This window comes from Enterobacter cloacae complex sp. 277I4, from assembly GCF_050031465.1.
Taxonomy (GTDB): domain Bacteria; phylum Pseudomonadota; class Gammaproteobacteria; order Enterobacterales; family Enterobacteriaceae; genus Enterobacter; species Enterobacter cloacae.
In genome coordinates this window covers 3261135-3282089 of sequence record NZ_JBLGWC010000001.1, presented here as the reverse complement: position 1 = coordinate 3282089, position 20955 = coordinate 3261135, and the positions used below count along the sequence as shown (strand labels likewise).

The 20955-nt window shown below is 59.2% G+C and carries 19 protein-coding genes; 5 read left to right on the top strand and 14 right to left on the bottom strand.

The features are described 5' to 3' along the window. Position 1 precedes the first annotated feature (1 nt). Genes ACQG19_RS16120 through ACQG19_RS16105 form a run of 4 tightly spaced genes read right to left on the bottom strand, consistent with a single transcriptional unit; the run spans position 2 to position 5752 of the window. Positions 2–1327 carry a lysine N(6)-hydroxylase/L-ornithine N(5)-oxygenase family protein gene (locus tag ACQG19_RS16120; protein WP_246932551.1) on the bottom strand — a complete coding sequence of 442 codons (1326 nt, stop codon included), beginning with the start codon at positions 1325–1327 and terminating at the stop codon, positions 2–4. After that, complete coding sequence (iucC, locus tag ACQG19_RS16115; RefSeq protein WP_343317456.1) at positions 1324–3066, bottom strand: aerobactin synthase IucC; 1743 nt, start codon at positions 3064–3066, stop codon at positions 1324–1326. Before iucC ends, ACQG19_RS16120 begins: the two co-directional genes overlap by 4 nt. Further along, positions 3063–4010, bottom strand: a complete 948-nt coding sequence (locus ACQG19_RS16110; RefSeq protein ID WP_023620165.1) for a GNAT family N-acetyltransferase — start codon at positions 4008–4010, stop codon at positions 3063–3065. The genes iucC and ACQG19_RS16110 overlap by 4 nt, the downstream gene beginning before the upstream one ends. Continuing rightward, complete coding sequence (locus ACQG19_RS16105) at positions 4010–5752, bottom strand: IucA/IucC family protein (protein ID WP_013097822.1); 1743 nt, start codon at positions 5750–5752, stop codon at positions 4010–4012. Before ACQG19_RS16105 ends, ACQG19_RS16110 begins: the two co-directional genes overlap by 1 nt. Before the next feature lie 138 nt (positions 5753–5890). Between ACQG19_RS16105 and ACQG19_RS16100 the strand changes: the two genes are divergently transcribed. Next, entirely contained in the window at positions 5891–7114 is a 1224-nt protein-coding gene (locus ACQG19_RS16100; protein WP_246932550.1) for an MFS transporter, read from the top strand. Here ACQG19_RS16100 and mtfA read toward each other — a convergent pair. The 10 genes from mtfA to fliE form a co-directional block, all read right to left on the bottom strand. Beyond that, positions 7111–7908, bottom strand: a complete 798-nt coding sequence (mtfA, locus tag ACQG19_RS16095; protein ID WP_029881844.1) for a DgsA anti-repressor MtfA — start codon at positions 7906–7908, stop codon at positions 7111–7113. The genes ACQG19_RS16100 and mtfA overlap by 4 nt on opposite strands. 228 nt (positions 7909–8136) lie before the next feature. Further along, positions 8137–8679, bottom strand: a complete 543-nt coding sequence (locus ACQG19_RS16090; protein WP_222168785.1) for a chorismate mutase — start codon at positions 8677–8679, stop codon at positions 8137–8139. A gap of 349 nt (positions 8680–9028) precedes the next feature. Beyond that, on the bottom strand, positions 9029–9430 hold the full coding sequence (locus ACQG19_RS16085; protein ID WP_222168786.1) for a flagellar protein FlhE: 402 nt from the start codon (positions 9428–9430) through the stop codon (positions 9029–9031). Then, a complete protein-coding gene (flhA, locus tag ACQG19_RS16080; RefSeq protein WP_108452956.1) occupies positions 9427–11520 on the bottom strand; it encodes a flagellar biosynthesis protein FlhA in 2094 nt (697 codons plus the stop codon). Before flhA ends, ACQG19_RS16085 begins: the two co-directional genes overlap by 4 nt. Continuing rightward, positions 11520–12665: a flagellar biosynthesis protein FlhB gene (gene flhB / locus ACQG19_RS16075; RefSeq protein ID WP_222168787.1), complete on the bottom strand. Its 1146-nt coding sequence runs from the start codon at positions 12663–12665 to the stop codon at positions 11520–11522. Before flhB ends, flhA begins: the two co-directional genes overlap by 1 nt. An 18-nt stretch (positions 12666–12683) precedes the next feature. Beyond that, positions 12684–13322, bottom strand: a complete 639-nt coding sequence (gene cheZ, locus ACQG19_RS16070; RefSeq protein ID WP_038420056.1) for a protein phosphatase CheZ — start codon at positions 13320–13322, stop codon at positions 12684–12686. Positions 13323–13327: 5 nt separating this feature from the next. After that, entirely contained in the window at positions 13328–13714 is a 387-nt protein-coding gene (cheY, locus tag ACQG19_RS16065) for a chemotaxis response regulator CheY (protein WP_013097813.1), read from the bottom strand. Then, on the bottom strand, positions 13704–14780 hold the full coding sequence (locus ACQG19_RS16060) for a protein-glutamate methylesterase/protein-glutamine glutaminase (protein ID WP_013097812.1): 1077 nt from the start codon (positions 14778–14780) through the stop codon (positions 13704–13706). The genes cheY and ACQG19_RS16060 overlap by 11 nt, the downstream gene beginning before the upstream one ends. Next, positions 14777–15631, bottom strand: coding sequence for a CheR family methyltransferase (locus ACQG19_RS16055; protein WP_045903252.1), 855 nt, complete (start codon positions 15629–15631; stop codon positions 14777–14779). Before ACQG19_RS16055 ends, ACQG19_RS16060 begins: the two co-directional genes overlap by 4 nt. A 16-nt stretch (positions 15632–15647) precedes the next feature. After that, positions 15648–15971: a flagellar hook-basal body complex protein FliE gene (gene fliE, locus ACQG19_RS16050; RefSeq protein ID WP_246932548.1), complete on the bottom strand. Its 324-nt coding sequence runs from the start codon at positions 15969–15971 to the stop codon at positions 15648–15650. 265 nt (positions 15972–16236) lie between these two features. On the opposite strand from fliE, the gene fliF reads away from it, so the two are divergent. Genes fliF through fliI form a run of 4 tightly spaced genes read left to right on the top strand, consistent with a single transcriptional unit; the run spans position 16237 to position 20954 of the window. After that, positions 16237–17916 carry a flagellar basal-body MS-ring/collar protein FliF gene (gene fliF, locus ACQG19_RS16045; RefSeq protein WP_058660560.1) on the top strand — a complete coding sequence of 560 codons (1680 nt, stop codon included), beginning with the start codon at positions 16237–16239 and terminating at the stop codon, positions 17914–17916. Then, positions 17916–18902 carry a flagellar motor switch protein FliG gene (gene fliG, locus ACQG19_RS16040; protein ID WP_013097807.1) on the top strand — a complete coding sequence of 329 codons (987 nt, stop codon included), beginning with the start codon at positions 17916–17918 and terminating at the stop codon, positions 18900–18902. The genes fliF and fliG overlap by 1 nt, the downstream gene beginning before the upstream one ends. After that, positions 18889–19593, top strand: coding sequence for a flagellar assembly protein FliH (locus ACQG19_RS16035; RefSeq protein ID WP_161670332.1), 705 nt, complete (start codon positions 18889–18891; stop codon positions 19591–19593). Before fliG ends, ACQG19_RS16035 begins: the two co-directional genes overlap by 14 nt. Further along, the gene (gene fliI / locus ACQG19_RS16030) at positions 19590–20954 is read left to right on the top strand and encodes a flagellar protein export ATPase FliI (protein WP_013097805.1); all 1365 of its coding nucleotides are present in this window, start codon (positions 19590–19592) and stop codon (positions 20952–20954) included. Before ACQG19_RS16035 ends, fliI begins: the two co-directional genes overlap by 4 nt. Position 20955: the final 1 nt, after the last annotated feature.

Here is a 20955-nt window from a genome sequence, read left to right as displayed (position 1 = left end):
GTCAGTACTCGGTGGTCTGTGCTAATGATTTAAAAACCTGGCTGTTATCCGTGCTGGTGGTGCTACGCCAGTGGATCACGCCGGGGGTAGTAGCCAGCTCAAACGGCTCGTCGTCGTGCGCGCGATTGAGAATTCGCGCGGCGCGCCAGGCCATCAGGCTGAGCTGGGGTTCGGCAATACCGAGACGGTGCATCCCGGCATTCACGGCAAACAGGCGGTTGCTCTGCGGGCCGTCCCATTCAAGGGTGAAATCGTTGTTGATGTGAAAAGCTTCGTCGGCATCCAGGTGCAGACGATGGGAGAGTGGCGCCAGAAACGCAGGCTGCGCGGCGCGGTAGCCCGTGGCAAAGATCACCACGTCGCTCTCCAGCTGTTCACGGCCACCGTCGAGGTGATGCTGTAGCGTCAGGCGTTGCCCGTTTTGCAGCCGCGTGAGTGCGGTTACCGAGCGGGACGGCATCAGGTGCGCCCAGGGTTTTTCACGCAGCACTTCAAAGCGGTGATACATGGCGCGGTAAATCGCCAGCAGGGACTCGGTGGTGATACCGTCAGAGGTCATCTTCTGCTCGTGCAGCATCTGACGACGGGCCTCTTCACCAAGTGTGGAAAAGCTGTCCACGTACTCCGGCGTGAAATACTCGTTGGCAAATGCGGCCTCATCCAGGGCGTTGTAGTTGTTGCGGCGCGACACCCAGTTCAGGCTCAGCGGCTGACCCCACTCCCCGCGGAAGATATTCAAAAACAGATCGGCACCGCTCTGGCCGCCGCCAACGACGGTCACCCGTTTGCCCGCCAAATCTGGCGTGCGCAGCATCATCTCGCTGGCGTGGAAGCAGCTGTCATCCTGCGAGGTCACACAGTCGGGGAGGTTGATCTGTTTACCAATCCCCACGCAGACGTGGCGCGCCAGGAAGCGATCGCGCTGGGTTACTACCTCAAACAGGCCCTTTTTCTCATCAAAACTCACCTGCTGTACCTGCTGGCTGAAGGCGAGGTTGGTGAGGTTTTCCGCCGCCCAGCTCAGGTAATCAGCAAACTCCTCGCGGGAGACGGTACGCTGCTCGGTGGTCAGAAAACGGTAGAACTTTTTACGCTGTACCAGGTAGTTCAGAAAGCTATGGCGGTTGGTCGGCTCCACGGCGCTGACCAGATCCTTCAGGAAGCTGGTTTGCATGTGGCAGTCCGGCACCATCATCCCCGGGTGCCAGGAGAAATGCGGCTTACGTTCAAGAAACAGTGAACTGAATCCGTCCAGCCCCTCTGCAAGGGCAGCGATGCTGAGGTTAAACGGGCCAATACCAATGCCGATGAAATCATACGTTTTCATTGCGCTGACTCCTGGGAGACCAGAAAAAGGGGGTTATCGAGATCGCAGACGTAGTTCGGCAGCATGCGGCTGCCACCGTCGTGTTCGGAGAAGGTGAGTTTGACCGGGTTGAGGATCACGCGAATGATCTGCGGCTTAAACAGGTCGAATTTCGCGAAACGTTCTGCAAGTTCCGGATGCGCGGCCATATAACGGCGCAAAACCTGCGCCAGGATCTGGTAGAAGCGGGTTTCGCTGACGCCGCTTTGCTGCGTGAGACGCGAGATAAAACGCAGCACCGTCACGAAGTTGCCGGTTTGCAGGTCATGGATGATGTACTCCGCGCTCAGGCGCGCCGTGACGGCTTTCACCTGTTGCGGCAGGCCTTCCGCCTGCGGGAAATCTTCATCGACCAGCCGCATATCACCCTGGAAATCCTTCAGCAGAATGCGCTGTGGCACGTAGTCTTTCATCACCAGCGTCACGTTCTGGCCGTGGGCGATGAGCGCCACGCCGTAGCGGCAGAGCAGGTGATAGAACGGGATCACCGTGGCATCGAACAGTTTTTCCAGCCAGGCTTCGGCAGTTAATCCCGAATGCGCAATCCACGCGTCAATCAGCGGGCGTCCGGCGTTGTCGGTCTCCATTAGCGCCGCCATCAGCACCGCCTGCTCGCCGTCCTGCAGATAGCAGGACGGGTTTTCGCGCCAGATCACGCCCAGCATCTCCTGATAGCGATAGGGCGCTTTCGGTAGTGCGGCGTAACCGGTATGCGCCAGATATCCGGCGGCGGGTTCGCCAAGCACCTGCGCGCCAGAGCGGGTGAGGGTGGCGTCGCTGGCAAACTGCTGCTGTAACCAACGCGAAGCCAGCGGACCGGCGGCAATGTACTTGCCCGGAATGCCGCGATAGCAGGAGGTGTTGTAGATGGTCAGCGGCAGCTTGATGTCATACGGCGCGCGGCGGCTGGCGTTGGTCAGCGTGCGCAGGGACTGTTGGGCCAGATACTCATCGCCAAATTCCCCCAGCTCTACCATCTCACCGCGCGCGAGCTGGGCCAGGAAATGGACGGCAATTTTTTGCTGCCACTGCCACGGGTGCAGCGGCACCGGCAGCCAGCTGTCGTCAAGCTTCAGCGCCTGCCAGCGGGCGTCAAAGCGCGCGCGCTCGGCACTGTCCATGGTGCTGGCCAGCAGGGTGTTGATATCGCAATCGACATCGCTGCTCCAGACCAAATGCTCGCGCTGCACGGCAACCCAGTGCAGGCGAAAACGGCCACGGTATTCCGGCGCGTACTGGCGCAACGCATCCAGCCCCCAGCCGCGGCGTCCCTTGTTAAAAATGAACTTGGGATGGCCGCTCATCAGACACTGGAGTTCGTCCGGGTCGAGATGAATGAGCGCGTCGGCATCGAGCGTCTCTCGCGCCTGCAGCAGCTGCATGTCGCCCCGCAGCGTGGCGTAAAGATCTTCCAGATGCTCTGCCGTTTGTGCGTCGCTCATCTCCAGCACCGTCGCCAGCTGCAGAAACGCGCTTTCCGCTTCCACGGCGGCTCCGCTGGCGGTGGTCAGACTGGCGGGATCGATATGTAACCAGCCCCATATGCCGCGCATGGCGCGAAACTGCCATGTTTCGCTGCCCATGGTGATTTGCCAGCGGTTAGCGGCCAGCGGCTCGGCGCTCAGGGTACGTTCGTATTCCAGCTCGGCGAGGATCTTCGCCACCATCTCGCGGTTCACTTTTTGCCAGAGTGCGTTCACAGTCCCACCTCGCTGAAGAAGCGGTGACGCTCGCTCATGATGAGGCGCGAACGTTTATGCGGGAAGTCGAACTCTTTGACGGTGTCGAAACCCGCGGAAGCCAGATGGCGGAACAGGCGCTGATTGTCGAAACGTGGCTCAGCGACAATGCGCGTCGTGCGCGGTTCATCCAGCCACAGATAGTGGCTCAGACCGCGCAGCCAGCTACGGATATACTGCGCGCCGCGCCAGTTCTCTTCGCCGACCAGCATATGCAGCCCACGGTCAAACGGCTGCCAGCGATAGTGGCGTCCGATACGGTCTTCTGCGGCCCAGTAGAGTTCAAAATAGCCGAACGGCTGATCGTCAAAGCAGCCGATAACCGGGTAGCAGTACGTCGAGTCGAGCTGACGGCGCAGGTAGTTTTCCTGCTCTTCCTGAGGGCCGGCCATCTCCCAGAACGCATTAACGCGTGGGTTGTTCATCCACTGGGTAAAACGCTCACCGTCCAGCGCCACGTCGGCCACGCGGAAGCTCAGGGTGCGTTTAATTTGTGCATCGTAACGGCGATAGACTTCCCCTTGCGGACGGTGAGGGCGCTGCGGGAAGTAAAGCTGACGGCTCTCATCGAATTGCATGCCACCGCTGGCCTGCGGACGCTCCCCCTGCAGCCACAGCGGCAGCTGCCAGAAGGTCTCACGGGCCAGATAATCGCCACTGGCAAGCGCGAATAACGCCTGCGCCTGCGGTTCATCCTGCCAGGCTGCCCACGGCAGCGTGATGCCGGTCAGTGCCGGTGCGGCGACAAACAGCTGATCCAGCGCCTCGACCAGCCAGCCGTCCGGGATATCGCGCAGGCGCTCCAGCACCGCGCTGCCGTCGAGGCCTAAGGTTAGCGGCAAGGACGTGTCCGTTGCGGTGCAACGAAAGCCGTAGCCGGAATGGACGATATTCGCGTTAGCCATCACGCCTTCTCCTTGTAAAACGGGTTGCTAAAGTCGAAATAGATCACTGCCGGATCGGCAATCGTGTTTTCGTTGCGATCGTGCAGGTAGCAGAAAAAGTTGCCTTTGCAGTTCCAGGTCGGGCTGTCCAGCACGTAGTCGAGACAGCGGGTCTGCTTCGCGGTCTGGCGCAGACTGGCCAGCGCGTCACGCACCCGTGACATCAGGCTCTCTTCGCTGTCGAAACCTGCGGCAGCGAGGGCGGCGGTGACGGCGAGTGTGGAGTTCAGCAGCAGGTAATAGGGGAAGTAGCGCAGCAGCTGGCTTTCGCCGAAGCGGTTTTCCACCTCGCTTTCACCTGCCTCTTTCAGCCACGCGTCGGCCCCTTCGGTCCAGGCGCTGCCCTGGCAGTCACGGTAGATAAGCCCGACCGGGAAGTCCTGCTGCATCTCCACAAGAATGTTTTGCTGATGTGCCAGCAGGACCAGACCGTAATCGGCTTCGGCGCTGAACAGCGGAAGGAGAACGCGGTCGCAATAGGCGTCCAGCCAGCAGCGCGCGGCCTGGGCGAGGGGGAGATCCAGACGCTGGCTGAGACGGCGGACCGCAGCCGCCAGCAGGCTGTCACCGCCGTCCGGCGCGGCCTGCGTCAGGCTCACCAGCACGTTGGTTTGCGTATCCGGCGTATCAAACAGCAGGTTCACGCGCAGCGCCATCAGGCTCTCTTCCTGAATGACGCCGCTTTCGTCACGCAGACCCGCCCAGCCGTCTTCCTGCATCACGCGCATGGTGGGGTAGCGCGCCTGGAGCTCCTGCCAGCGCGCCGTTTTCGCCAGACGTGCCAGACGCATCCCGCGCTTAACCTCTTTCACCGACAGCGTGCGTACCGAGTTGGTCAGGCGCACGCTCAGGGAAAACTTAATCATGTCGCTGTTGGTTTCGCAGTACAGCGAGCGGGAGGAGCTGGTGGGCAGCCACTGCGCGCCCGCTTCGCCCAGATCCTGCAAGGCTCCCTTCGCCACCAGTCGCTGGCACCAGTCCTGACCGAGCAGGTACTCCGCCTGCCACGGGTGCATCGGCAGCAGCCAGCGGGTGTCGGTGAAATGACCGAGCAGTTCAGGGGCGCTCTGAGCTGCGAAGCGCAGCAGACGTTCGCGCAGGGAGACGTTCAGACTCTCGCCAGCGATCAGTTCACTCTCAACGGCAAACCAGCGCAGCGGAAAGCGGGAGGCGAAATCGGGCAAATAGCGGCGGGCTTCGGTTTCGTTAAACGGCTCGTGTGACTTCGGGGCCGGATGGAATGCGTGGCCGACCAGCAGCGCCTGTTCCGCCTCGGCGAACGTCAGCGGCGTGTCGCGCAGGTTTGCCCAGCGGTGACGCAAGTCGATCGCCTGCCAGGTATGGGCATGGCTTTCGAGGGCGCGCTGCTTAAAACGCGCCAGCGTATCGGCATCCAGTGAGCCTTTTACAGCAGGTTTTTCAAGAATTAAATCAACCAGTTGAGGGAAAGTGACGGCGTCACTACGGTCGCTGTCGGTCTGGATGAGCGTTGCCGGGAAGCGATACTGATGATGCTGGGTTGGGGAGAAATAGTGTACTGAAACCCGGATGGCCTGGGTTTGCGAGAGCGGGATATGGATCTGCGATAGCTCATCCGCAGCGGTAGCGGGGAGATAGCGCCAGTCCTTCGTTTCGCGCAACAGGGCGTTTAAAAAACACTGGGCCGCAACGTCTGTACCGGCAGAGCGGGGCAGAGTACGCATAGATGTACCTCATTCCATGACTGATAATAATTCTCGTTATGATATTCATTCTGTTTACAGTCGCAACTATTTTTGCAATATTTGTTTTCATAAACTTCATGATTTCCACACATTTATTGACACTATGTTCACAATTCTATGCGCTCACTTTCCGACACTCTGACCGACACTCTGACCGACAATCTCACCCCGAAAGCGAACTGGCCCCTGGCGTTGTGTGCCGGTTTACTGGGGATCGGGCAAAACGGTTTGCTGGTCATGCTGCCGCAGCTGGTCACGATGACCGGGCTATCGCTCTCCGTTTGGGCGGGTCTGTTGATGTTCGGTTCGATGCTCTTTTTACCGGCTTCGCCCTGGTGGGGACGCCAGAGCGAGCGGCACGGCTGCAAAAGCGTGATGCTGGCCTCGCTGAGCGGCTATCTGGCAAGTTTCTTCGTCATGGCGCTGGTGGTCTGGGCAATGGCGAACGGGATGCTTAATGCCGCCTGGGGGCTGGCAGGGCTTATCCTCTCGCGCACCCTGTACGGCCTGACGGTCTCTGGTCTGGTGCCGGCGGCCCAGACGTGGGCCATTCAGCGTGCGGGTCTGGAGAAAAGAATGACCGCGCTGGCGACAATAAGCTCGGGCCTCAGCTGCGGGCGTCTGCTGGGGCCGCCGCTGGCAGCGCTGATGCTCAGCGTTAACCCGGTGGCACCGCTGTGGCTGATGGCTATGGCTCCGTTTATCGCCCTGCTGCTGGTGCTGCGTGAAGTGGCCGATCCGCCTTTACCGCCAGTGGCGCAACAGGCGACGCGGCTGCAGGCATCAATGCTGCCTTATCTTATGCTGGCGCTGTTGCTTGCCGCACTGGTGAGCCTGATGCAGCTTGGTCTGTCACCCCATCTCCGTCCGTTGCTGGACGGCAATGCGGCGCAAATCAGCCATCACGTTGCGCTGCTGCTGAGCCTGGCCGCGCTGGCAACGCTCGCTGCCCAGTTTCTGGTGGTGCGTCCGCAGCACTTTCGCCCGATGACGTTACTTTGCCTGGCAGCGGTGTTGATGGTGGTCGGGCTTGGGGTGATGTGTCTCGCGGATGTGGCGCTGTTCTATGTGGGGATCGTCATTACCTCGCTGGGAGCGGCGATGGCAACGCCCGGCTATCAACTGCTGCTGAACGACAGGTTAACGACAGGCAAAGGGGCGGGGGTAATCGCCACCAGCCATACGCTGGGCTACGGCGTCAGCGCGTTGCTGGTGCCGCTGGTGACGCGCGCATTCGGTGAAACGTTTTTAATCGTGGCCGCCTGGGCAATGGCGCTACTGTTTTTAGCCTTGAGCTTAGGGGTACGGTCGGTTGAGCGTACCCCAGAAACAGGGGCCTAGTGGACGTGTCGGGAGGCGGTGCTGCCGGAACCCTCACTCTGGCGCAGACGCTGCAAGGGATCCTGCTGATAAAAATGACAAAAACGTTGCCACAGGGCCGGGAAACGCGGGGCGAACAGCTCCGGGGCGCTAAAGAAATACTCTGACAGCACCGCAAAACATTCGGCCGGATCGGTTGCCGCATAGGCATCAATGCTGGCCGCGCTTTCCCCGACAAGGTCAATCTCATCCTGGATATTTTCCATCGCCGCATGCAGGTCGTGCTCCCAACCGGCGACTTCACGCAGCGGGATCAGCGGAACACCGCTGGCGCGATCGCCGTTGCGGGTATCAAGCTTATGCGCCACTTCGTGAACAATCAGGTTAAACCCGGACGCGTCGAACGAGTCCTGAATATCCAGCCAGTTGAGGATGATGGGGCCTTGCTGCCAGCTTTGCCCGGACTGCACCACGCGCTGGTTATGCACCAGGCCAATATCATCTTCCCACTCGTCATCAACGATAAATGGCGCGGGGTAGATCAGCACTTCGTGGAAACCATCCAGCCACTCGATACCCAGTTCGAGCACCGGCAGGCAGAAAAGCAGGGCGATACGCGCGCTTTTAAGTGCATCCAGCTCAAACCCCTGCAGCGGAACCAGCCGCTTTTGCTGCAAAAAGCGATCCGCCAGTTGAATGAGCTTTGACTGTTCATCCGGCTGGAGGTTGGCCAGCACGGGGATCGCCAGCGCGTCATCCCACGGCAGCGCCACATGTTGACCAGCGTCATTTGATTTCCAGGGCCACTTAATCATCGCTGTGCTCGCAAACTCGTTACGTGTACAAAATTGAAAGGTCAGGTTCCGTTAACATGCCAAAGAACCCGGCATGAAGGCAACTATAAAACGTAGAGATGTGGGAATGGCAGGAGAGGCCAGCCCTCTGCCATTATTCAAACACTTATCCCGTTTCCTTTCAGTGACAAAAATCCCATTGAGACGATCCCCAGCGGAAAACATGGCACAACGGGTGGCACAGGGCGTTTATCGACGTTTGATTTCCCCGAGCGCGTCGATCAGCTGCGCCTTCTCCAGCGCTGAGATCTGATTAGTGTTCAGCAACCCGGACAGTGTGCGGTCCTGCTCTTCACCAAATCCGCCACCGGTCATGATTTGCCGGCTAATCAGGTTCAGGATGGTGTTATCCAGTTGAAGAATTTGTGCTCTTACTTCTGCCAGCGGGCGGGGCTGCCACGCTTTTTCAGGCTGCAAACGCCAGCGATCGAGATAGCGGTACTGGATGTTTTTACTGACGGCCATTTGTGTCTGGACAAACGCATCAATACTCTGCGGATCCAGCATGACGTCACGGGCAGCACTCTGGGCCTTCAGAAGCACATTTTTTTCTCTCGGAAGATCCTCAACGGGAAGATGGTTCGCCGCCTTATAACCCGCCACATCTTTCATCACCTCGAATCGTGTATTTAATGCCTCAGCCAGCTCAGGAAGGGTTGCCGAATTCACGGACGCGGCCAGCGATGAACCACACATTAAAATTGACGAAACCACAACTGCGAAATAGCGCACGGTTATTCTCCCGCAAAGATGAATTGAGCATCTATTATCGCAGCCTGTTTATTACAGGCAATCGTTTATAACGTTAATAAACGGCCATATTTGTAAGCATTTCAGGGGACGGATAGAAAATAAAAAATCCTGAAGAATAAAGTCATCGATAGCGCAAATGTCTTTAATCTTATTGCCAAATTTCGCATTTCCAATTGCTATGACTGGAATATGCTACCGAGCGACATCTTATTCTCCATTTCAGAAATAATATGAAAAATAACCACCCTATGTTCGGACGAAAATGAAGAAAATTTATAAAAATGAGTCAGGCAAATCACCGATGGCAACGTATGGGATACGCTTAACCCTAGTTGCGATAACTCACCGTGACCTGATTACTCAGCACATGCAGCGGCGCGTCGAAACGCGCCCCCGCCACGGAATAATACTCAAAACGAAACGGCCCGGCGGCTGGCATCCCGGCAGGCAGGGGCAGCTCCCCGGCAAAGCCGGGCAGCGTCAGGCAGCGCGTGGTGCTGCACAGGCGAATGCGAAACCCTACGGGCGTCAGGCCGTCTGTCTGAATCTTCCAGTACACGCGCGAGGCCACTGCGCCAGCGGGCAGGGGTGAGGGGCTTTGCACCGGTTTGCTTTTTAGTACCATTTGCCCCCGTGTCAGCGTGCCGCCAAAGCTCTCTCCGCTCCAGGAACCGTCCGCCGCGACAGCCAGCGGCGAAACCAGAAGCAGCGCAAGCACTGCTCTCATCATCCTTTGCCCCCAATCAGATACGTCATCCGCACGTTGCGCTGGGTGTTGATCTCCTGGCTGGAGAGCACCGCCAGCTGCGGGAAGATGCGGCGCAGGTAGCGCGACAGCATCAGACGCAGGGCCGGGTTCACCAGCAGCACCGGCGGTGCGCCTAAACCTTCCTGATGCTGCAGCGCCTTTTCGGTCTGCTTCATCAGGTTTTCAGCTATGCCCGGCTCAATTGCGCTGCCGCTCTGGGTCGCCTGGATCAACAGCTGCTCCAGGGAGAGATCCAGGCCAATCAGCTGAATATCGTCCTCACCCGGGAACCACTGCTGGGTTATCGCCCGGGAAAGGCGCGCCCGCACGCGGGTGGTCAGCTCATCAGCATCGCTCTGGGCGGTGGCAAACTCTGCCAGCGTATCGATGATGGTACGCATATCGCGGATCGGCACGCGCTCGGCCAGCAGATTCTGCAGCACCTTATGCAGCGTGGTCAGGCTGATGACCGCCGGGATCAAATCTTCCACCAGTTTCGGTGAATGTTTGGTGATCTGGTCGAGCAGCTGCTGCGCCTCCTGACGACCAAACAGCTCCTCGGTATGGGTGGTGATCAGATGGTTAAGGTGCGTTGCCACCACTGAACTCGGATCCACCACCGTGTAGCCCAGCGTCTGCGCCAGTTCGCGGTGGACTTCGTCAATCCACAGCGCAGGTAGGCCAAAGGTGGGTTCGGTGCACGGCGTGCCGGGCACTTCCCCCTCGGCACAGCCCGGATTGATCGCCATCCAGCGATCCGGCTGCACTTCCCCGGAACCAATGGTGACCCCTTTAAGCAGGATGCGATAGTGCGTTGGCGCCAGATCCAGGTTGTCACGAATATGCACGGCAGGCGGCAGGAAGCCCATCTGCTGGGCAAACTTCTTGCGAATACCGCGCACGCGGGTCAGCAACTGACCCTGCTGTTCGTGATCCACCATCGGGATCAGGCGATAGCCCACTTCCAGACCCAGAGTATCTTCCATCTGAACATCAGACCAGGAGGCTTCGTTCACCTGCGCCACCTCAGCGTCCGCCGCATCGGCATCCGCCTGTACGCCGCCGGTTTTTTTCGCTTCACCTTCGCGGCCGCGCAGCCACCAGGCGACACCCAGCAGCGTGGCGGTAAACAGCAGGAAGACGAAGTTAGGCATGCCGGGGATCAGGCCCAGCAGGCCAATCACGCCTGCCGCCAGTACAATCACGCGCGGAGAGGTAAACAGCTGGCCCACCATCTGCTCGCCCACATCCTGATCGTTGGCAACGCGGGTCACCACCACGCCAGCCGCGGTGGAGATCACCAGACCCGGGATCTGTGCCACCAGACCATCACCGATGGTCAGCAGGGTATAAGTCTCACCGGCTACGCCCACGGACATGTCGTGCTGCATCACGCCGATCACCAGGCCACCAATAATGTTGATCGCCATAATCAGCAGTCCGGCGATGGCATCGCCACGCACAAACTTGCTCGCACCGTCCATAGAACCGTAGAAGTCCGCCTCCTGCGTCACCTCTTTACGGCGGCGTTTGGCTTCCTCTTCGCCGATCAGTCCTGCATTCAGATCGGCGTCAATCGCCATCTGCTTACCCGGCATCCCGTCGAGAGAAAAGCGCGCGCCCACTTCTGCAATACGTCCGGCACCCTTGGTGATCACCATAAAGTTAATGATGATCAGAATGATGAACACGATGATACCGATGGCGAAATTACCGCCCACCAGGAAGTGACCGAAGGCCTCCACCACCTGTCCCGCCGCTTCCGAACCGGTATGGCCGTTCATCAGGATCACGCGCGTTGATGCGACGTTAAGCGCCAGACGCAGCAGGGTGGAGAACAGCAGCACCGTCGGGAACGCCGAGAACTCCAGCGTGTTCTGGGTAAACATGGCGACCAGCAGGATCATGATCGACAGCACGATGTTGAAGGTAAACAGCAGGTCCAGCACAAAGGTCGGCAGCGGCAGGATCATCATCGCGAGGATAGTCATGATCAGTACCGGCCCGGCCAGCACCTGCCACTGGGTTTCCTTCATGTTGGGTAATCGTAATTTGGTGGCGATATTGGCCATCACTCTCTACTCTCTTGTGCAAAATCCATCCCCGCCGGAACGGGAAGATCTTTAGGTGTCAGCGGACGTAAGCCATAGCCCTTACGCCAGCGCTTAAGGCCATAAACCCAGGCCAGCACTTCTGCCACCGCGCTGTACAGCTCGGCGGGAACCGGTGTGCCGGGGTCACAGTGGCGATACAGGGCGCGCGCCAGCGGCGGCGCCTCAAGCATGGGGACCCGGTTCTCTTCGGCCAGTTCGCGGATGCGCAGGGCGATGAGCCCGCTGCCGCTGGCAACCACCATCGGCGCGCCCATGGCGCCTTCCTGGTATTTCAGGGCGACCGAATAGTGGGTCGGGTTATTCACCACCACGTCAGCGGTGGGGACGTCGCTCATCATTCGCTGTTGCGCCATCTGACGCTGCAACTGGCGAACCTTACTTTTAATCAGCGGGTCGCCTTCCTGATTTTTGAATTCGTCTTTGATTTCTTTCAGGCTCATGCGCAGCTTTTTGAAGTTGCTCCAGAGCTGGTAAACCACGTCGAACGCCACCATCGGGATCAGCGATAAAATAATGACCAGCATGCAGCCCATCAGCAGGGCGCTGATATCACACAGCGCCATGCGCAGCGGTTCATACATCAGGCTGATAAACTTCCCTTTGTTGAACCACAAAAACAGCCCGCCGCCGATGCCCGCAAGCGTTACCTTCAGAATGCTTTTCACCATCTCCGACACCATCTGCCCGGAAAACAGGCGTTTGATGCCGCTGATCGGATTGAGTTTTTTGACGTTAAATTTGAGAGCCTTAGCGCTCATATTCAGGCCGCCAATCAGCGACGGCGTGGCGACGGCGGTCAGAAACAGGCCACCGACGAACGGCAGCAGCGCCATAAACGCCATTCCTAGCAGCGATCCGGCGTGATGCAGCATCTGCTGCGGATCGCTGACTAACAGCCGGTCAAACGTTAAGCCGTTATGCAGCAGATGCTGCAGCTGTTTTGCCAGCCAGCCGCCCGCCACCAGCAGTAACCCCCAGCCTGCCAGCAGCATCAGGACGCTCGTCAGCTCGCGCGATCGGGGAACCTGTCCCTCTTCGCGCGCTTTTTGCTTTCGGTGGGGTGTGGGGTCTTCTGTTTTTTCGCTGTCGTTTTGTTCTGACATGACGTTTGCCCGGCGGGATTAGAAGCCGAGTGACTCCAGCAGGTCGTCCACCTGCTCCTGAGAGGCCACAATGCCTTCGGCGCGGGTATCGATCTGCGGACCGTTCTTCAGATGCGCGTCACCGGTGGCGGCGCTGGCGTCGCGCTCGTTCATGTTTTCCACCAGCACGCTGATAAGCTCTTTCTCAACGGTCTCAATCACATGCATCAGGCTTTGCAGCACCTGACCGGTGAGATCCTGGAAGTCCTGCGCCATCATGATTTCGGTCAGCTGGCGGTTGGTTTGCTGGGTCTTCTCCGGCACGTCGTGCAGGAAGGCGCGGGTGGCTTTGACCAGCTCGCGGGCATCCTCCAGCGGCTGCGGGTTTTCAAACCAGGCATCCCAGCGCGCGCTCAGCGCAGTGGCGTTCTCGCTCAGCCCTTCCTGCAGAGGGCGCGCCACTTCCACGCTTGTCAGCGCCCGATCGGCAGCCTGCGAGGTCTTGCCGACCACGTAGTTCAGGCGGTCGCGGGTGTTCGGAAAAGCGTCGGCGACTTCCATAATCGCCTGTTCCAGACCGAGGTTGGCCATGCTGTCGCGCAGCAGACGGGTCAGTTGTCCGATGCGAACAAAAATCTCTGTGGCGTTATCCGCCTGCATATTTAACGGGGAGTTCATAAGCGTTACCCGAGTTTTTCAAAGATTTTGCCAAGCTTTTCTTCCAGCGTGGCGGCGGTAAACGGCTTAACGATGTAACCATTGGCCCCCGCCTGCGCGGCAGCGATGATGTTCTCTTTCTTCGCCTCAGCGGTCACCATAAGCACCGGCAGCTTTGCCATGGTGGCATCGCTGCGAATGGTTTTCAGCAGCTCCAGGCCGTCGATGTTTGGCATGTTCCAGTCGCTGACGACGAAATCAAAACCTCCGGCACGCAGCTTGTTGAGCGCGTCCTGACCGTCTTCGGCCTCGTCAATGTGTTTGTAGCCCAGATCCTGCAGCAGGTTACGTACGATGCGTCGCATGGTGGCGAAGTCGTCCACCACCAGAAAACGCAAATTTTTATCCGACATGGGATTTATCTCCTGAACGTGAGTCGGTTTTGGATGAATTATGTTTATGGAAACTGTCCAGTAAGCACTGGCTGATATCGTCGAGGTCGACGACCTTCTTCGCCGCACCCAGCGCAATCGCCTCGCGCGGCATGCCAAACACCACGCAGGTGGCTTCGCTCTGCGCGAGGGTAAACGCTCCGGTCTGGCGCAGATGCAGCAGGCCACGCGCGCCGTCCGCGCCCATGCCGGTCAGCAGGGCGGCGCTGGCATGCTTGCTGGCCTGACGCGCCACGGAGTCAAACAGCACATCCACTGACGGACGATGACGATTCACCGGTGGGGCATCGCTGAGCCGGACCCGGTAGCCGTTGTCCTGACAGATAACCTCCATATGACGATCGCCCGGCGCAATCAGGGCGGTTCCTGGTCGCACCGGTTCGCCATCCTGCGCTTCACGCACGGCAATCTGGCACAGCGAGTCAAGCCGTTGGGCGAAGGAGTAGGTGAAACCGGCGGGCATGTGCTGGGCAATCACAATCCCCGGCGTGCTGACCGGCAGCGGCATCAGCACCCGACGCAATGCCTCCGTGCCGCCGGTAGAGGAGCCGATAGCGATGAGGCTCTGCTGGCGCACGGGGATCCCGGCGAGCACCGGTCTGGCGTCGGGGGTATGCTGCGCCAGCTTCGCGCGGGCGGCGACGCGGATCTTCTCCACCACCAGCTGGCTCCAGCTGTCGATATTCTCTGCGCCGCGATGCTCGGGCTTGGGCAGAAAATCGACCGCACCGTGCTCCAGCGCAGTCATGGTGGCTTTCGAGCCGCGGGTGGTCAGGGAGGAGATCATCACGACGGGCATCGGGCGCAGGCGCATCAGGCGGGAGAGAAACTCCAGCCCGTCCATGCGCGGCATGTCGATATCCAGCGTCAGCACGTCCGGGTTGAGCTGTTTAATCAGCTCGCGCGCAATAAACGCATCCGGCGCCGTGCCGACCATTTCCATATCAGGCTGCTGATTGACGACCGCGCTGAGCATGTTACGCATCAGGGCGGAATCATCGACCGCCAGCACACGAATCGACTTCACCGTGTGGCCTCCGTCAGTTCATACACCGACTGCCCTCGCAGGCGCAGCGGAATATGTGCATGGTTAAAATGTTCCGAATGGCCGACAAACAGCAGGCCGCCCGGCTTGAGCAGACGCGCAAAGCGCTGCAACAGGCGCTGCTGCGTCGGCGCATCGAAATAAATCATCACGTTGCGGCAGAAAATGGCGTCGAACGGCCCGGGAACGGACCACTTTTCATCGAGTAAATTCAGCTGCTGGTAGTGAATGGCGGACAGCAACTCCTGCCGGGCTTTCACCCATTCGCTGTTATCACCCGCCCCGCGCAGAAAATAGTGACGCTTTTGCGCCAGCGTCAGTGCGTCCAGATCGCTCAGGCGGTAGATGCCCGCTTCCGCTTTTGCCAGCACCTCGGTGTCGATATCCGACGCCCAGATCCGCGGTCCGGCCACCGACGCGCCCAGCTGGTCATTCAGCGTCATGGCGATAGAGCAGGGCTCTTCCCCCGTGGACGCCGCGGTACACCAGACGCGGTAGCCCGATGCGCGCTGACGCGCATGTTCCGCGAGGATCGGAAAGTGATACGCCTCGCGGAAAAAAGAGGTCAGGTTGGTGGTCAGCGCGTTGATAAAGTTCTGCCATTCCGGATGCTCCGAGTGTGACTCAAGCAGGGCGATATAGTCGCTGAACGTGGCAAGCCCCAGCGTGCGCACGCGACGGGAAAGACGATTAAAAATCATCTCTCGCTTTTGCGCGTTAACGACAATTCCGGCGCGCTTATAGATTAATTTCCCGACACGCTGCAATTCGCTGTCAGTCAGAGAAAGCGTATTCAGGGATAAGCGTGCAGAAGTGCTGATAATTTCACTCATAGAATTGGGGCAGACCTTAAACCGGTGTATTCATTATTTCCTGATACGCGCTAATCGTCTTATTTCGTGCCTGCATGCCAAAGCTGAATGAAATAGACGATTTCTGCATCGCCAGCATCACGTCATTCAGGGCAATATCGCCACTGCCGGACATCCACTGCTGTGTTTTGCTCTTCGCTTCAACCTGGGTTTTATTTATTTCGTTAATGCTGTTAAATAAAACGTCAGAAAAGGAGGGGGCGTCGCCGCGAGAGGTCTGCAGCCGGTGAGACGGGCCGCTGACCTGCTGCGCCTGGCTCTGAATTTGATCGAGTACGCCACGCATTAATGTCGCTGACATTCTTTTTATTCCTGGTAATTAAGATAAAAACGGCGGTTTGTTGCATATCTTTTAAACGTCGACAGCTTAGCACGTGATTAAAAACCTCAGAAAATCCAATAAGCCGACAGAACTTTGAGCTTATTTATCCTTAAAAAAAATGCCTTTCAGACGATAATGCCCGCCTGAAAAATTCTTATATTTTTGAAATCGTCGACATCACTCTCGCGAATTTCGTGAGCTGACGCGCATCGTGGATGCGTGCTATTTCATACAGGAATACGGCATGAGTGCCACACTAAATGAGTTAACCAACAATCCGGCAGAGCGAATTAAATCGATGCTGTCCTCACTTCGCGGCAGCCCGAAGCTTTTGCTGGTGATTTGCGGCGCTGCGGCGCTTTCCGTCATCATCGCGTTAATGTTCTGGGCAAAGGAGCCGGATTACCGGGTGCTGTTCAGTAATATCAGTGATGAAGAAGGCGGTGCCATCGTGGCGCAGCTGTCGCAGCTCAATATCCCTTACCGCATCGACACGCCAGGGGGCGTGATCATGGTGCCGGCCTCACAGGTGCATGAGGTGCGCATGAAGCTGGCCCAGCAGGGGCTGCCGAAGGGTGGCGGCGTGGGCTTTGAACTGCTCGATCAGGAGAAGTTTGGCGTCAGCCAGTTCACCGAGCAGGTGAACTATCAGCGCGCCCTGGAAGGCGAGCTGGCGCGTACCATTGAAAATCTCGGGCCGATCCAGAGCGCGCGCGTACATCTGGCCACGCCAAAACCGTCGATGTTTGTCCGCGAACAGAAAAAACCGACCGCATCCGTCACCGTTAACCTGTTGCAGGGCCGTACCCTTGACGACAGCCAGGTAGTGGCGATCACCCATCTTATTTCCAGCGCAGTGACTGGCCTTGCAGCCGAGAGCGTGACCATTGTCGATCAGCGCGGCAACCTGCTGACCCAGAGCGGCCTGCGCGGTTTGCAGACGGCGCACCTGAAATACACCAGTGAAATTGAAACCGACTATCAGCAGCGCATTCAGCGCATTCTGGCCCCGCTGGTGGGGGATGAAAACATCCGCGCTCAGGTCACCGCGCAGATTGATTTCACCGAGCAGGAACAAACTCAGGAGCAGTATCAGCCGAACAGCGATCCTGAAAAAATGGCCATCCGCAGCCGTCAGGCCAGCCTCTCTGAGCAGGGGAATAGCCGTGGCGCGAGTGGCGTGCCTGGGGCGTTGAGCAATACGCCACCGGCACCGGCCACCGCACCGCTGACCCAGCCGCTCAATACCCCGGCGGATGACAAAAAAGAGAAAACCACCAGTAACAGCGCGAACCGTGAGCCTGCACAGCCGTACAACAACCGCAGTGACGAGACCACCAACTTTGAGGTCGATCGCACTCTGATCCATACCAAATCGAATGCCGGACGCATTCAACGTTTATCCGTGGCGGTGGTGATTAACCATCTGCCGCAGGGGGAAGAGGGCAAGCCGGGACCGATTAGCGAGGCCGAACTGACCCGTATTAACGCGCTGGTGAAAGAGGCGATTGGCTTTAACGCCAGCCGTGGCGACAGCGTCAATATCCTCAACTCCGCCTTTAACGGCGTGGTGGAAGAGCCGGTGCCGCCGTTCTGGAAGCAGGATCGTTTCTACGCGTTGCTGATGGCTATCGCCCGCTACCTGGTCATCGCCATTATTGCCTGGGTCATGTGGCGCAAGCTTGTGCAGCCTGCCTGGATCCGCCATCAGGAGACCACCCTGCGCCGTCTGGAGATGGAAAAAGAGGCGCGGGAAGAAGAGATTGCCGCGAAAAAACGTGCCGCGGAGAAAAACAACCGCGACCGCGCCCAGCAGCGTGTGGATACGGAACTCAACGGTCAACAGCTGCGTGAGCTGGCAGAGCAGGAGCCGCGCGTTATCGCCCTGGTGATCCGCCAGTGGATGAGTAAGGAGCCGAAATAATGAATGCCTCAGAAAAAAGCGCCATCGTCATGCTGACGCTGGGAGATGTCCTGGCAGCGGAGGTGTTCAAGCACCTCAACGCCCACGAGGTGAAGCAGATCAGTGCCTCAATGGTCAACATGGCGGGCTTTACTCACGACCAGATGGCCATGGTGCTGGAGGAGTTTAAGAAAGACTCCAGCGAATATGCGGCGCTGAGCCTCAACACCAACGATTATCTGCGCAGCGTGCTGGTCAAGGCGCTGGGCGAAGAGCGCGCTTCTTCACTGCTGGAAGATCTGCTGGATACCCACCAGGGCACCAACGGCATCGAAACGCTCAACTTTATGGATCCGCAGGCGGTGTTCGACCTTATCCGCGAAGAGCACCCGCAGATCATCGCCACCATTCTGGTTCACCTCAAACGTAACCAGGCGGCGGACGTGCTGGGCAAATTCGACGAGCGCGAACGTAACGACATCATGCTGCGTATCGCCACCTTCGGCGGCGTACAGCCTGCCGCGCTGCAGGAGCTGACGGAAGTCCTGAACAACCTGCTGCACGGTCAGAACCTCAAGCGCAGCAAGATGGGCGGTGTCCGTCCGGCGGCGGAGATCCTTAACCTGATGAAATCTCATCAGGAAGAGGCGGCCATTGAGGCGGTACGTGAATTCGACGGCGAGCTGGCGCAAAAAATTATCGACGAGATGTTCCTGTTCGAAAACCTGGTGGAGGTGGAAGACCGCAGCATCCAGCGCCTGCTGCAGGAGATCGAGAGCGAAACGCTGATCATCGCACTGAAAGGGGCCGACGAGCCGCTGCGCATGAAGTTCTTCCGCAATATGTCGCGCCGTCAGGCCGAGCTGATGACCGACGATCTGGCCTCCCGTGGCCCGGTGCGTCTGTCCCAGGTGGAAGCCGAACAGAAGACCATCCTCAACGTGGTGCGTCGTCTGGCCGAGGCTGGCGAGATCCTGATTGGAGGCAGCGACGATGCCTACGTTTGATGAACATAACGCCACCGGGTGGCGCGCCTGGCAGCCTGAAAACCTGCTGGGTGAGCCGCAGGATACCCCGCTGCCCACGCTGGACAATACCCAGTCTGAGGCGCAGCTGAAAGCCGAACTGGCGCGTCTGCGCAAGCAGGCGGAGCAGCAGGGGTTTGCCCAGGGGCAGCAGCAGGGCCAGGAAGAGGGCCGCAAACAGGGCTATGAGGCCGGGTTGAAAGAGGGCCGCGACGCCGGGTATGCCCAGGGCGTGGAGCAGGCACGCGTGGAGCAGCAGGCGCTGCTGCGCGAGGCAGAAACCTGGGTCAGCAACTTTAAGCTGGCGCTGGAAAACCTCGAAGGGCTGATCCCCGCGCGTCTGGTGCAGCTGTCGCTGACGGCGGTGCAGCAACTCTACGGTACGTCTCGTGTGGCGGATAACCATGCTCTGGTCACGCAGATCCGCAGCCTGATGCAGCAGGACGCGCTGCTGCACGGCACCATTCAACTCTATGTCAGCCCGGATGCATTCGCGGCGGTGCAGGCGGCGCTGGGTGAAACGCTTGCCGCGATGGGCTGGGAGCTGCACCGCGACGCCAGCCTGGCCGCCGGGGGATGCCGGGTGGTCTCCCCGGATGTGGAAGTGGACGCCAGTATGGAAACCCGCTGGCAGGCGCTGTGTCAGCTGGCGCGCGAGGAACTCTCGCAATGAGCCAGCAGCTAAAAAAGTGGCTCTGCGCCCTTGACCGGGTGGAGGAAAAACTCACCCAGGTGCCCGATTTTCGCCAGTACGGCAAACTGACGCGCGCCACCGGGCTGGTAATGGAGGCCGTGGGGCTCAAGCTGCCTATTGGTGCGCTGTGCATCGTTGAGCGTCAGACGGAGCAGGGCATTATCCCGGTTGAGAGCGAAGTAGTGGGCTTTAACGGCCAGACGCTGTTTCTGATGCCGCTGGAGCATGTCGACGGCATCCTGCCCGGGGCGCGCATTTATGCCCTGCAAAGCGACAGCCACGCCGGTAAACAATTGCCCGTGGGGCCGCATCTGCTGGGCCGCGTGCTGGATGCGCAGGGTCGACCGCTGGATGGCCGCCCCGCGCCGGGGAAACCGGCGGCGGGGCTGTTTACCCCAACGCTCAATCCCCTGCACCGCGATCCGATCAAAAACGTGCTCGACGTTGGCGTGCGCGCCATCAATGGCCTGCTGACGGTGGGCCGTGGTCAGCGTATGGGCCTGTTCGCCGGTTCCGGCGTCGGCAAAAGCGTGCTGCTCGGCATGATGGCCCGCTTTACCACTGCGGACGTCATCGTGGTGGGGCTGATTGGCGAGCGTGGCCGCGAGGTAAAAGATTTTATCGAGAATATCCTTGGCGAGCAGGGGCTGGCGCGGGCGGTGGTGGTGGCCGCCCCGGCTGACGTTTCGCCGATTTTGCGTATGCAGGGTGCCGTTTACGCCACGCGCATCGCGGAAGATTTCCGTGAACGCGGTCTTAATGTGCTGCTGATCATGGACTCCCTGACCCGCTACGCCATGGCGCAGCGTGAAGTGGCTCTGGCGATTGGTGAACCGCCCGCGACCAAAGGCTATCCGCCGTCTGTCTTTGCCCGTCTGCCTGCGCTGGTCGAACGAACCGGTAACGGCGTGAAAGGGGGCGGCTCAATCACCGCGTTTTATACGGTGCTGACGGAGGGGGATGACCAGCAGGATCCGATTGCCGACTCCGCACGCGCAATCCTCGACGGCCACATCGTGCTGTCGCGTCGTCTTGCCGAGGCGGGGCACTATCCGGCGATCGATATTGAAGCCTCGATCAGCCGTGCCATGACCGAGCTTATCCCGCATGCCCAGTACCGCAAGGTGCAGCGTTTTAAACAGTTGCTCTCCGCGTATCAGCGCAACCGCGACCTGGTGAGCGTGGGCGCGTACGTCAAAGGGAGCGATGCGATGCTGGATCAGGCTATCGACAAATATCCGTCCCTGGAGGCGTTCCTCCATCAGGCGATCCACGAGCGCAGCGGCTATGACGACGCCATTCGCGCCCTGTCCGGGCTTTTCCCGGATATTAAAGACTAAG

Coding starts and splice junctions, on each gene's coding strand:
- ACQG19_RS16120 (WP_246932551.1), bottom strand. CDS start 1,327: ATGAAAACGTATGATTTCATCGGCATTGGTATTGGCCCGTTTAACCTC.
- ACQG19_RS16110 (WP_023620165.1), bottom strand. CDS start 4,010: ATGGCTAACGCGAATATCGTCCATTCCGGCTACGGCTTTCGTTGCACC.
- ACQG19_RS16105 (WP_013097822.1), bottom strand. CDS start 5,752: ATGCGTACTCTGCCCCGCTCTGCCGGTACAGACGTTGCGGCCCAGTGT.
- ACQG19_RS16100 (WP_246932550.1), top strand. CDS start 5,891: ATGCGCTCACTTTCCGACACTCTGACCGACACTCTGACCGACAATCTC.
- mtfA (WP_029881844.1), bottom strand. CDS start 7,908: ATGATTAAGTGGCCCTGGAAATCAAATGACGCTGGTCAACATGTGGCG.
- ACQG19_RS16085 (WP_222168786.1), bottom strand. CDS start 9,430: ATGATGAGAGCAGTGCTTGCGCTGCTTCTGGTTTCGCCGCTGGCTGTC.
- flhA (WP_108452956.1), bottom strand. CDS start 11,520: ATGGCCAATATCGCCACCAAATTACGATTACCCAACATGAAGGAAACC.
- flhB (WP_222168787.1), bottom strand. CDS start 12,665: ATGTCAGAACAAAACGACAGCGAAAAAACAGAAGACCCCACACCCCAC.
- cheZ (WP_038420056.1), bottom strand. CDS start 13,322: ATGAACTCCCCGTTAAATATGCAGGCGGATAACGCCACAGAGATTTTT.
- cheY (WP_013097813.1), bottom strand. CDS start 13,714: ATGTCGGATAAAAATTTGCGTTTTCTGGTGGTGGACGACTTCGCCACC.
- ACQG19_RS16055 (WP_045903252.1), bottom strand. CDS start 15,631: ATGAGTGAAATTATCAGCACTTCTGCACGCTTATCCCTGAATACGCTT.
- fliE (WP_246932548.1), bottom strand. CDS start 15,971: ATGTCAGCGACATTAATGCGTGGCGTACTCGATCAAATTCAGAGCCAG.
- fliF (WP_058660560.1), top strand. CDS start 16,237: ATGAGTGCCACACTAAATGAGTTAACCAACAATCCGGCAGAGCGAATT.
- fliG (WP_013097807.1), top strand. CDS start 17,916: ATGAATGCCTCAGAAAAAAGCGCCATCGTCATGCTGACGCTGGGAGAT.
- ACQG19_RS16035 (WP_161670332.1), top strand. CDS start 18,889: ATGCCTACGTTTGATGAACATAACGCCACCGGGTGGCGCGCCTGGCAG.
- fliI (WP_013097805.1), top strand. CDS start 19,590: ATGAGCCAGCAGCTAAAAAAGTGGCTCTGCGCCCTTGACCGGGTGGAG.